This window comes from Mycobacterium sp. NGS40 (assembly GCF_059812735.1).
This window is the reverse complement of the sequence record NZ_JCALDG010000025.1, coordinates 45,228-57,137: the sequence shown is the minus strand read 5'-3', so window position 1 is coordinate 57,137 and position 11,910 is coordinate 45,228. Positions and strand designations below refer to the sequence as shown.

Here is an 11,910-nt window from a genome sequence, read left to right as displayed (position 1 = left end):
CGCTAACGCGATCTCGCGTCCGATTCCTCTAGCGGCGCCGGTGACGACGGCGACACGTGCCTGCATGCTCATTCTCCGATCGTTTCTCCGTTACGACGTCCAGAGTCCATATACTTTACAATGACGATGATCATCCCGATTTGGATCGTCCTCGCCGATTTCACTCCGTGACCGCGCCGGTCGCCCGCAGCGTTTCGATCTCGTCCGGGGAAAGGCCGATCTCGTCGAGAATTTCGCGAGTGTGCTGCCCGGGCCGGGTAACGACCGATCCCGCGGTTGGCTTCCACGCGCTCATGCGCGGCAGCGGGCCAACCACACCCGGCGCGTCCAGCAACCCTCTGCGCTGCGCTGCGTCGAACGCGTCGGGCAGCGACCTCACGGGAGCCACCGCGGTGTCGACCTCTTCCAGCCGGGCCAGCCATTCCGCGAGCGAGGCAGCGGAGAAGGTCTTCTCGAATGCGGCCCGCAGCTCGCCCCATCGAGACTGGTCGGCATAAGCCGAGATCAGGTCGGGGCGGCCGAGTGCTGTGCAGAGGTTCGCGAAGAACTTCGGCTCCAGAGCAGCCACCGACAGCCATTGCCCGTCGGCCGTGCGATAGCAGTCATAGAAGGGGACCGCCCCCGACAGCAGGCCCCGGCCCCACGACGGATCCGGCGCCGACGCCAGCGTCCACGACTGGACCACCTGCAGCAGGCCGAGCAGCCCCTCATACATCGACACGTCGATGTGAGTTCCCCGGCCGCTGGCCTGGCGGCCCAGGAGGCCGGCCAGGATGCCGAACGCGGCCAGCAAACCTCCTGCGGCGAAGTCGGCCACCACGTTGACGGGTATGCCCGGACGCTGGCCATCGCGTGTCGTCGCCGACAGCAGGCCCGACTCGGCGATGTAGTTGAGATCGTGACCGGCGCGCATCGCCAGCTCCCCGGATTGCCCATAGCCGGTCAGCGAGCAATAGACGATCGCCGGGTTCCGCGCGGCGACCGTGTCGTAGCCCAATCCGAGCCGCTCGCAGGTTCCCGGCCGGAATCCCTCGACGAAGACGTCACTGCGCTGCGCCAGTTGCAGGGCGATCTCCAGGGCTTGCGGTTGCTTGAGGTCCAGCACGAGTGATCGTCGGGAGCGATACAGCGGATTGATGCCCTGTCGGCGCGCGCGCTCACCACCGTAACCGGGTAGCGCGCCAAGACCGCTGCCGCTTCGCGCGGCGGCCGGGGCTTCCACCGTGATCACCTCCGCGCCGAGGTCGCCGAGCAGCATGGTGGCAAACGGCCCTGGGGCCAGCGCGGACAGGTCGAGGATGCGTACCCCGGACAGCGGGCCGGTCGGATCGCTCATGCCGTTCCCTCAGCTGCGCGTTCTGCGGTTGACGGTGCGGTGTCAGCCGGCGTACCTGGCGCCGGCGGCCGATGGCGAGCTGAGGTCCCGTCTTCGTTACGCGCGTGACCTGCCAGGTCCTTGATGGCGATGTCTCGAAGGAGCGCTTTGTCGACCTTTCCGCCGGCATTGGTCGGCAGCTCATCGAGCACGATGAATCTTTCGGGCAGCTTGGCCTTGGCGAGCTGGCGGTCGAGCAGAAACGAGCACAGATCGTCGAGCCGGGGGTGAGAGCCTAAAGCGGGCACCACTGCGGCGCAGGCCCGCTCGCCCAGCCGCTCATCGGGGATTCCCACGATCGCTACGCCAGCCACGTCAGGGTGCTCGAGCAGCAGCTCCTCGACTTCCCGCGGGAAGATGTTGGTGCCTCCCCGCAAGATCATGTCCTTGATGCGCCCCACGATGCGTAGGTATCCGCGGTCATCGAACTCACCGACGTCACCGGAGTGGAAGAAACCCTGATCATCCCAAGCCTGCCGGTCGTAGTCGGGCTCGTTGAGATAGCCGTATGACTTGTTGGGCCCACGCCAGCACAGTTCACCAGCGTCGCCCGGCGGCACGGGGTTGCCGTCCGCGCCGAGCAACACCACCTCGACACCGGGGCAGACCGAGCCGACGGTCGTGTGGCGTAGCTCGTCTGGATCGTCGATCGACGTGATGGCGGGCACTCCCCCATCGGTGGCGCCGTAAATGGTTTGCACGCGGCAGCCCATCCGTGATTCGAGGTCGCGCGCGGTGGACTGTGGCAGCGGGGCGCCCGCGTTGTTGAATCGGGTGAAGTGGGACAGGTCATACTGCTCGAGCGGGAACTCCAGCATCATGATCATCTGGGTGGGCACGGCGGTCGCGTAGGTGCACTGCTCCCGGATGATCAGGTCCAGTGCGGCCTGCGGCTTCCAGGTTTCCAGCAGCGCGGTCGTCGCACCCACCAACAGTGGTGCCAGCACGGGAAAGACGTAGCCGGTCGAGCCCGTGCTGGCCGGTGCGATGGCGGCGGCGACGTCGTCGGCACCGAGGTGGAGGCGGCGGCCCATATGGTGGACGAGCAGGGCGACCAGGTCATTCGAACTCCACACCGACGCCTTGGGGATACCGGTCGTTCCCGACGAGGACATCACGTGTGCGGGCGCATCGGCGCTCGGCCGATGCTCGTCGAGCTCGCCGGCGGTCAGAGGCGCCGAGTTGGCTGCCAGCGATTCCAGCGAACCGCTTCGGGCGGTCAACACGTGTTTGAGGTCGGGCAGCCCGTCACGCAGCGTTTCCGCCAGGCCGACGTAGTCGAAGCCGCCGTTATCGTTGAGGACGATCAGCATCGAAGCCCGTACCGTGCCCAGCAGAGACCGCAGCTCGGCGCCGCGCCAGCCGGTGCTCACCGGCAGGAACAGCGCGCCGATCCTGTTGCACGCCAGGTGCAGTGCCGGCAGCAAAACGCAGCCGGGCAGGTGGATGGCGACCGGGTCGCCGGGCTCGACACCGTGATCGAGCAGGACCCGCGCAAGGCGCAGCGACAGGTCCCTGAGTTGGGCGTATGTCAGCTTTTCGCGGGAATCGATGACCGCAGTCTTTTCGGGATGCCGTTGTGCGTGGTCGTCGACGACGTCCGCGATCGTCTGGTCGCCCCACACGCCGATCTCACGGAAGCGGCCCGGGGCCGAGGCGGGCTGCATCCAAGGAATGTGGCGGTCGATCATATCGTGGCTCCTTCGCAGAGACTGTGTTGTGGACCTGAGTTGGGATGTCGACTGTGCGTGCCGGTGTCGGCGGGCTCCCGGGCGCACCACTCGATACGTGCGGGTCATCCTGGTGTTCGCCCGGCCGGGCTCGGGGTGCCGGCCGCGGCGTCCGTCGGGGCGTCGTGTGCCAGGGGGTGGGCGTGATCGAGCATGGCGGCCAGATCCGGGGTTTTGACCCGGGGGCTTCCTCGGCGCCGACCTGCTTGGATTTCGTGGGAGTCCAGCCGTAGCCATCCCGCCCAGTCCACGACGTTGACTGCGCGGTGCTCGAGCAGTTCGATGACCGTCCGGCGGTGGTCGTGTCTCGGCGGTGCGAGGCCGGGCAGGTCGGCCAGCAGGTTCTTGACGGTCTCGGCGGCGTCGGCTCGATTGGTGCCGATCACGCCACTGGGGCCGCGCTTGGCCCAACCGGTCACGTACTCGCCCGGCAGGAAATGGCCCTGTCCGTCCACTAGGCGGCCCCCTTGGTTGCGGATGGTTTGCGTACCGCTGTCGTAGGGCAAGTCGGCTACCGGACGCACCTGGTAGCCGACGGAATGCAGCACCAGGTTCACGTCGAGCACCTCGTACTGGCCTGAACCGCGCGCCTGGCCGTCGTCGGTCAGTTCGTTGCGTTCGACAACCAGGGCATTGACGTGGTCGTCGCCGAGGATAGCGACAGGGCTCCGGAGGAATCTCAGGTGCAGTCTCCTCGGTTTGCCCTGCAGCGGCCGATCCGCCCACTGCCGCAGCGTTGAGACCATGCGTTCGAGCTGGGGCCTTCCCAACAGCTCGGCTCGCTCGCTTTCGCTCAACGCCAATTCGGTCGGATCGATGATGAGATCGGCGTTGGACAGCTCGCCGAGTTCGCGAAGTTCGACCGGTGTGAATTTCATCTGCGCGGGGCCGCGTCGGCACAGCAGATAGATGTCGGTGATGGCGCTGGAGCCAAGTGCGGTGACGACCCGGTCGGGCACGTCGGTGGCGGCGATCTCCTCGGCGCTGCGCGCGAGCACTCGCGCGACATCGAGGGCGACGTTGCCGGCCCCCACCACGGCCACGCCCCGACCGTGCAGTGGGAAGTTGCGGTCGGCGGCGTCGGGATGTCCGGAATACCAGCCGACGAATTCTTTGGCCGCAAAGCTGCCCGGCAGGCGGCTACCGGGTACGTCCAGCACTCGGGCGTCTTCCGCGCCAAAAGCGTAGATGACGGCGTCGTAAAATCCTCGCAACTCGTGTCGGCTGATATCACGGCCGACAGAGACGTTCCCCAGAAAACGGACCGTGGCTGAATGGGCGGTGAAGGGTGCGCCCAGAACGCGGGCGACCGACTTGATCTTCTGGTTATCCGGCGCGACTCCGTACCGGACGAGCCCGAACGGCGAGGGCAGCCGTTCGAACACGTCTATCTTCACCGGGTGACCCGACTCCACAAGTTCGGTCACCGCGTACAGGCCGGCCGGCCCCGCACCCACCACAGCGATGCGTGCCGGTCCGCGGGCCTCGCCGCCGGGGGCGACGGTGTGCGTCACGCCGACCTCGGAGCGTGCTGACCGGTCTGGCTGCGCGTCAGAGCCGTACATCGATGTGGGGAACCGCATCGGAGGCTAATTGTCATCACGTTATTGAGGTACCTCTTCCCGTTCTCTTCTTCCCGTCCGGCGTACAAAACTCCTGGTCCGTGGCCAGTGAACTGGCAAGACTGCTTGCCGATGATCGGCGGTGCGACAGAATCCAGGAATCGTTTTCCTTGCCAGCGGTGTGGGTATGACCTATGATCATAGTGCTTAATGACATGAGTCACATCAACGATGACTTGTGTCAACACCGACAACGGCGACGGGGCCCTTCGATCGACACAACAGTCTGGGCAGCCGGCGTCGACGCGCGGATCAAGATCGATGTGATTAGGTCGACGAAGGGAGTTTCGTGAAGACTCGGGCAGCCGTGCTCCATGGGCAGAACGAGCAGTTCAAGGTGCAGGAGGTGGATCTCGACCCGCCGGGCCCGCACGAGGTGCGGGTGCGCCTGGCGGCGACCGGCCTCTGCCACAGCGACTACCACCTGGTGACAGGCGATCTTCCGATGCCGTATCCGGTGATCGGCGGCCACGAAGGGGCCGGGGTCATCGAAGAGGTCGGCGCCGAGGTCACGGCGGTCGAACCGGGCGATCATGTGGTGTTGTCGTTCATCCCCGCGTGTGGGCACTGCCGCTCGTGTGCGGTCGGACACTCCAACCTTTGCGACCTGGGTGCCAACATCCTGGCCGGTCCGCAGCTCGACGGGACCTACCGATTCCACGTGGGAGCGCAAGGCGCTGGCCAGATGTGCTTGCTGGGAACGTTTGCCGAGCACACCGTGGTGCCTGATGTTTCCGTCGTCAAGATCGATCGGAGCGTTCCGCTGCGCACCGCAGCCCTGATCGGGTGCGGCGTGCCCACCGGCTACGGGGCGGCAGTCAACAAGGCCAAGGTGCGGCCCGGTGAATCCGTGGTCGTCTGGGGCGCCGGGGGAATCGGCATGAACGCGATCCAGGGGGCCGCTACGTCGGGCGCCCGCGTCGTCGTGGCCGTCGAACCGGACGAGGCCAAGCGCAAACTCGCCTACGAAGTGTTCGGCGCGACACACGTCGTCGATCCGACCGCCGTCGACCCGGTCGACGCGGTGTTGGAGGCCACCTGGAACAGGGGGGCCGACGTGTCCATCGCCACGCCCGGCGTTCTGACCCAGGCGATCCTCGCACAAGCGCTGCAGGCGCTGGGGAAAGGCGGGCGGGCCGTCCTGGTCGCCGTGCCGCCCGCCGGCGCCGACCACCTACCCATCGCTCCCTTCGACGTTGTGATGTTCGAACGCCAGATCCTGGGCACCGTGTATGGCAGCAGCAACCCGTTCTCCGACATTCCCCAGCTGATCGACCTCTATCAATCCGGCAAATTGAAACTCGATGAGCTGGTGACCAACACCTACTCGCTTGATCAAATCAACGAGGGGTACGAGGCCATGCTCGCGGGTCGCAACATCCGCGGGTTGGTCATTCTGTCGGACGACTAGCAGCCCAAGTGGAGAGCTGATTCCGCCCTGCAGTGCAAAGTTGTCTCGGCCACGGCCGCGACGCAAAACCGATAGCCGTTCGTGAAGATTGGAGCGAATTCAACAATGACGACACAACAGCGCAACACCGATATCGATGACGAACGACCCACGCGGCTCAACGCGAAGCGGCCGACAAGTTCATCGAGCATCTGAGCATGCACGACCGGGAGGTTCAACGCCACCGACTGGCGATCTACGACCGGATGCGTGAAGCATGCCCGGTCGGGCACTCCGTCGAACACGGCGGCTTCTACGCCTTGTCCACCTACCGTGACGTCTACGACGCTGCGCATACCCCGGAGCGGTTCTCGTCGTTTCCGGTGACAATACCGCCGTTCGGCAATCCCGTGCCGATGATTCCCATCGAGGCGGATCCCCCCGGCCACGCCAACTACCGCGCCCTGGTGGGCCAGCGATTCAGCCCCAAGCGGGTCGAGGAAATGGACGCCGAGATCCGCTCGCTCGTCAACGAACTGCTCGACAACATCGAGGGCAAGCGCGACGTCGACCTCGCCAAAGAGCTCGCAGTCCAGCTTCCCCTAAGTGTCATCCTCGAACTCTTCCTCGGAATCCCTAAGCAGGACCGGGACAAAATGTACGAGCTTGCCGTGCAGATGCTGCAGCCGGATCCGGACGACTCGGATGAGCAGAAGCACGAGAAAGCCGGCGCGGCGGGCATGGGGCTGATGACCTATTTCGCGGAGCTGCTCAACAACCTCCGAGAGAATGGGCATGGTGAGGACCTCATCAGCGAGTTGGATCAGGCGCACGTCGACGACGTAAAGCTGACCGATGAAGAAATTCTGGGCTTCTGCCTGCTGCTGGTGCCGGCGGGGTTCGACACCACGGCGAGCGCGATCGGCCGAATGTTGCAGCTGTTCGCGACGAACCCGCAGATTCGCCAGGCGTTCAAAGAGCGAATCGAGGATTCGCAGGCACTGGACGTCGCCATCGAAGAGCTGATCCGATACATCTCCCCGGTGCCGGGTCTGGCTCGAACCGTCACCGCGCCGTGCGAGTTCGCTGGGCAGAACCTGAGCAGGGACGACCGCCTGCTGCTGTTGTGGCCGTCGGCGAACCGGGACCCCGAAGAGTTCGACAATCCCAACGAGTTCGTGGCGGATCGCAAACCCAACCGCCACGTCGGGTTCGGTTCGGGCATTCATCGCTGCCTGGGCGCCCATGTCGCCCGCAAGGAGATCAAAGTGCTGCTGCAGGAGATGTTCCGGCGCGGCACACCCGAATACCGGCTGGATCCCGACAAGCCACCGGTGTGGCACACCGGTGACACCTGGGGTGTGAAGTCTTTGCCGGTGATCTTCGAGGCCAGGTCGTGACGAGTCCCGTGACCAGCAAATCCGCAGAGGTCACCGTCGATCTCAACCGGTGCATGGGCCATGCCCGCTGCCACTCACTGGCACCTGCGGTTTATGGCCTGGACGACGAAGGAAAGTCCGTCGTGATCGTCAATCCCGTTCCGCCAGAGTTGGTCAACGAAGCAGAGGAAGGCGCGCAGGCGTGCCCCGAACACGCGATCACAGTTCGCTACCACGATTGACAGCTCGTCACCAGCTGACCAAAACCGTCTTACAACCAGCAAAGCGAGACCCAAGATGACAATGACGGCACCGCTGAAATCCGATGTGCGATGGCGCTTCGAGCAATACATCGGCGGGACATGGCGTCCCTCCGTCAGTGGCAAACGCAGGCAGGTCATCGACCCGGCCACCGCGACCGTCGTCGGCGATGTCGCCGACGGAGGGATCGCCGACGTCGAGGCGGCGGTCGCGTGTGCCCGCACGGCCTTCGACGAGGGCCCCTGGGCCGGCCTGGACGTGCGAAGCAGGGTCCGAGCGCTGCAGCCAGCCATCGACTACCTGGTCGAAAACCAGGACGCCCTCCTGGAAGCGGAAATCGCCGAATGCGGATCTCCGATCAAGACGGCGAGCGCTCTGCACGTCGGATTCGCCTTGGCCCACAGCCAGTACTTCCTCGATATGGCCCCAAGCGTGCGTCTGGAGCAGCCATTGGGGTTCCATTCGCCGCCGTTTAGCGTCAGTCACGTCGTACGGGAACCCGAGGGCGTCGTCGCGGCCATCACCCCGTTCAACTTCCCGCTCTTGTTGGCCGTGTGGAAAGTCATTCCCGCACTGCTGATGGGCAACAGCGTCGTGCTCAAGCCCAACCCACGCACGCCGCTGTCGGCGATGCTACTGGCTGAAGCATTGTCGCGCACAGATCTTCCCCCCGGGCAATTCAACGTCGTCACCGGGGACGTCGAAGTGGGCCAATACCTCGTCGAAAGCGCTCTGGTGGACCATGTCACGTTCACCGGCAGCACCGGGGTCGGGCGGAGCGTCGCCGCCGGGGCTGCGCAAACGTTGAAGAACGTCACCCTAGAGCTCGGCGGAAAGTCGCCGTCAGTCATCCTGCCCGACGCTGACTTCGATCTCGTCGTCGACGGCGTGCTGTTCGGCGTCAACTTCTACGCCGGGCAGTGCTGTGAAGCGGGCAGCCGGGTCTTCGTGCCACGCGGGCGCGAAGAGGAACTCATCGACCGGCTGGTGCGGCGGGCCGCCACGATCAGACTCGGAGACACGCGCAACCCGCAGACCGACCTCGGCCCGGTGATCTCGGCCGAGAAAGCCGCCGAGCTGGAGCGCGTCGTCAATGACGCCGCGGCCGCCGGCGCCACAGTGGCGTGTGGTGGTCGTCGTGCCGACATCGGCGACGGCTACTTCTTCCAGCCGACAGTGATCCACAACGTCAACAACGACATGCCGATCGCCCGTCAGGAGCTTTTCGGCCCCGTGCTGTCGGTCATCGGGTACGACTCCGTCGACGACGCGGTGCGCCTGGCCAACGACACGATATACGGCTTGGCAGCGACGGTGTGGTCCACCAACATGGTCAACGCCTACGAAATCAGCCGCCGGTTACGCGCCGGCACGGTCTGGATCAATGACCACCACCAGTTGCGCCCCGACGCACCGTTCGGCGGATACCGGCAAAGCGGCATCGGCCGCGAACTCGGAGACGACGGATTCCTCGATTTCACCGAAGCCAAACACATCTACATGAGCCTGACGAATGATCGCCAGTCGCGCTTCTGGTCCCTAATCCTGCCCGCTGAGGAATAGGAGCGGGGGCCGCCCACCGCCTAGCGTCGCCGACCGCGGTGCAGGTGTCGCTTCCCGCTGGCCCGGTCGACCAACACCTCGTCGGCCAATCATCGTCAGCAACCGCTTCGCCTCGTCCGCGCCAATTCGCTACCCGGCCCTGCAGCGTGTTAACCGCTGTTAGCATTGCTGTTGGCCGCGGTGGGACCACGCGAGTTCAGGGCACAAGCAGGCGACGCCGGCCCATGTGGTTTCACCCAAGAGGAAGGGGCACGGTGAGCGGAGCGATCGTTACTCAACGGACTCGGGGAAGCGAACGTCGTGAGCGGATTCTGGCCGCGGCCGCCGAGCTCATCGCCGAGCGGGGATATCACGCCGTGTCGATGACGGATCTCGGTGTGGCGGCTGGAATCGTGGGACCGGGAATCTACCGGCATTTCGACAGCAAGGCCGCCGTGCTCGCGTCGCTGTTCGAGCGGGTGATCGACGCGCTGCTGGAGCGGGCCTCGACCATCGTGGACCAGGCTCGTGATGAGCGTGAGGCGTTGACTGGGCTGGTCGCCGACCATGTCTCGCTGGTGATCAACGATCGGGAGCTGGCGATTGTCTATTACCGCGAGTTGCATAACTTGTCCGATGAGCAGCGGCGCCGCCTGCGACGTAAGCAGCGACTGTATCTCGAGGAATGGGTGCACGTGGTCGCGGAGTTGCGGCCGGAGCTTGATGAGGCCGACGTCCGCGCGGTCGTACATGGTGCGATCGGCGCGATCCAGTCGATCCTTCACTACCGCGACACCGGCCTGCCCCCCGAGCGGGTCGCTGCCCGTCTGGCCGCCATGGGTTACGCGGTGCTCGGCATAGCAGCCAGCGACGACCTGCCCAGGATTGTGAACGATGACTAACATTTGTGCGTGTGACGGTGTGCGTCGGGACCGCGACAGGAGGAACACAGCCATGGCCGAGGCGCCGGGGGCCGTTCAGCGGCAGGCCTGGGTCGACGGCGTGTTGCCGCCGGTCGAGCAGGTGCGACCGGGATTGTGGTCGATCCCGGTGCCAATCCCGGACAATCCGTTGCGATACGTGCTGGTGTATGCGTTCGAGCTGCCTGACGGGGTCGCCATCGTCGACGCCGGCTGGGACACCGAGGAAGCGTGGACGGCCCTCGTCGAGGGACTGTCCAAGGCCGGATGCGACATCACCGACGTCTCTGCGGTGCTGATCACGCACGTCCACCCCGACCACTACGGATTGGCTGGGCGGGTGCGCGAGCATTCCGGAGCATGGGTCGGGGTGCACCCGGCCGATGCCGCGGTGTTGCCCACCCGCTACGGCGAGGTAGAACCTCTCGTGGCGAGTATGCGGGACCTCTTGGTGGACTGCGGGGTGCCCGAGGTCGAGTTGGACGAACTGAGCTCGGCGTCGCTTGGAATCCGGCAGTTCGTCCGGCAGGCCGAACCGGACCGGTTCATCGACGATGGCGATCGTCTCCCGTTGCCGGGCTGGAACCTGCGCGCGATCTGGACGCCCGGCCATTCGCCCGGGCATCTCTGCTTCGCCGAGCCCGACCGCAGGCTGATGCTGACCGGCGATTGTGTGTTGCCGCGGATCACCCCGAACATCTCCGTGCATCCCCAGCAAGCCGCCAATCCCCTCGCCGACTTCCTCGCCTCGCTGGCCAAACTGCGTGGATATCAACCCGACGAGGTGCTTCCCGCCCACGAATACCGCTTCGACGCGTTCACAACCAGGCTGGACGAACTTTTCGCCCATCACCGCACGCGCCTTGGTGAGATCGAACGCGCGGTGGCCGACTGCCCTGGGGCAACCTGCTGGCAGATCACCACCCGCCTGGGGTGGTCGCGGCCCTGGGCTCAGGTACCCAACTTCATGCGCCGGGCCGCCAACGGTGAAACACTGGCCCATCTGGCGCTCTTGGCGGCAGAGCACCGCGTAGAACCGATGCGTGACACCGTCACCACATGGTGGCCGAAGCAGTGACCCGCGATCCTGTATCCGACGGCCTCGACATTGCGCCTTCAGGCACCGCCCATGTCCGTGGCTGTGCCGTCAGCTCCGACAACACCACAGGCGTGAGGCCGACGGCCGATGTACCGTGTCGCTTCGATGTGCGGGATCTGGCCCGCTCTGGCTACCCGTAGTCGGCGACCACGACGGTGCGGTCGAAACTGTTCTCCGACCACACGCCGATGTGAGTGTGGGCGCAATCGGACATGATGGCGAGATATGCCGCGTTGTCATACCACCGGCTAATCAACTCCACACCGCTGATCGCTAGGGCCGGATTGATCGCCACCGTTTCGGCCACCCGACCCTGGAAACCGGCTGCGTCGGCGCGGTCTTGCGGCGTCGAACCGTCAGACCCGATATCACCGTTGAGGTCGCGATTGTTCAGCACATCCCGGGCGTGCCATTCGGCGGCACGTTGCAGTTGCGGGATGATCGTGACGTCGTTGGTGCAGCCTGCCTGGTGCTGAATGGTGTACACGTTGGCGACCACCGCGTCGTTGAGTCGTTTGTTGTCGCCGTGTGCGATCGGCATGCCAACCACAGCACCGACGGCGACGACCACCACGGCCGGCACGGTCAACAG

Annotated in this window: 9 protein-coding genes and 1 pseudogene; 6 read left to right on the top strand and 4 right to left on the bottom strand. The window is 65.3% G+C overall.

All coding sequences use genetic code 11. The features are described 5' to 3' along the window. Positions 1–160 precede the first annotated feature (160 nt). The 3 genes from AC5Y5O_RS26990 to AC5Y5O_RS26980 all read right to left on the bottom strand — a co-directional run bounded on the left by AC5Y5O_RS26990 (position 161) and on the right by AC5Y5O_RS26980 (position 4,688). Positions 161–1,336: a CaiB/BaiF CoA transferase family protein gene (locus AC5Y5O_RS26990; RefSeq protein ID WP_047040135.1), complete on the bottom strand. Its 1,176-nt coding sequence runs from the start codon at positions 1,334–1,336 to the stop codon at positions 161–163. Then, the gene (locus AC5Y5O_RS26985) at positions 1,333–3,066 is read right to left on the bottom strand and encodes an AMP-binding protein (RefSeq protein ID WP_158230620.1); all 1,734 of its coding nucleotides are present in this window, start codon (positions 3,064–3,066) and stop codon (positions 1,333–1,335) included. Before AC5Y5O_RS26985 ends, AC5Y5O_RS26990 begins: the two co-directional genes overlap by 4 nt. A gap of 104 nt (positions 3,067–3,170) precedes the next feature. Then, positions 3,171–4,688 (bottom strand): FAD-dependent oxidoreductase, encoded by a 1,518-nt coding sequence (locus AC5Y5O_RS26980; RefSeq protein ID WP_198419699.1) that lies wholly within the window; start codon positions 4,686–4,688, stop codon positions 3,171–3,173. A gap of 328 nt (positions 4,689–5,016) precedes the next feature. On the opposite strand from AC5Y5O_RS26980, the gene AC5Y5O_RS26975 reads away from it, so the two are divergent. From AC5Y5O_RS26975 to AC5Y5O_RS26950, 6 genes are all read left to right on the top strand, one after another. After that, complete coding sequence (locus AC5Y5O_RS26975; protein WP_047040138.1) at positions 5,017–6,138, top strand: NDMA-dependent alcohol dehydrogenase; 1,122 nt, start codon at positions 5,017–5,019, stop codon at positions 6,136–6,138. A gap of 197 nt (positions 6,139–6,335) precedes the next feature. After that, entirely contained in the window at positions 6,336–7,517 is a 1,182-nt protein-coding gene (locus AC5Y5O_RS26970; protein ID WP_101930878.1) for a cytochrome P450, read from the top strand. Continuing rightward, entirely contained in the window at positions 7,514–7,738 is a 225-nt protein-coding gene (locus AC5Y5O_RS26965) for a ferredoxin (protein WP_500028126.1), read from the top strand. Before AC5Y5O_RS26970 ends, AC5Y5O_RS26965 begins: the two co-directional genes overlap by 4 nt. Before the next feature lie 55 nt (positions 7,739–7,793). After that, a complete protein-coding gene (locus tag AC5Y5O_RS26960) occupies positions 7,794–9,320 on the top strand; it encodes an aldehyde dehydrogenase family protein (RefSeq protein WP_080989703.1) in 1,527 nt (508 codons plus the stop codon). A 254-nt stretch (positions 9,321–9,574) separates the two neighbouring features. Beyond that, positions 9,575–10,201: a TetR/AcrR family transcriptional regulator gene (locus tag AC5Y5O_RS26955; protein ID WP_232530502.1), complete on the top strand. Its 627-nt coding sequence runs from the start codon at positions 9,575–9,577 to the stop codon at positions 10,199–10,201. 52 nt (positions 10,202–10,253) lie between these two features. Further along, positions 10,254–11,297 (top strand): MBL fold metallo-hydrolase, encoded by a 1,044-nt coding sequence (locus AC5Y5O_RS26950; protein WP_047040146.1) that lies wholly within the window; start codon positions 10,254–10,256, stop codon positions 11,295–11,297. A gap of 154 nt (positions 11,298–11,451) precedes the next feature. Here the strand turns inward: AC5Y5O_RS26950 and AC5Y5O_RS26945 are convergent. Continuing rightward, positions 11,452–11,859: pseudogene (locus AC5Y5O_RS26945) on the bottom strand (CAP domain-containing protein); the annotation flags it as partial. Positions 11,860–11,910 lie beyond the last annotated feature (51 nt).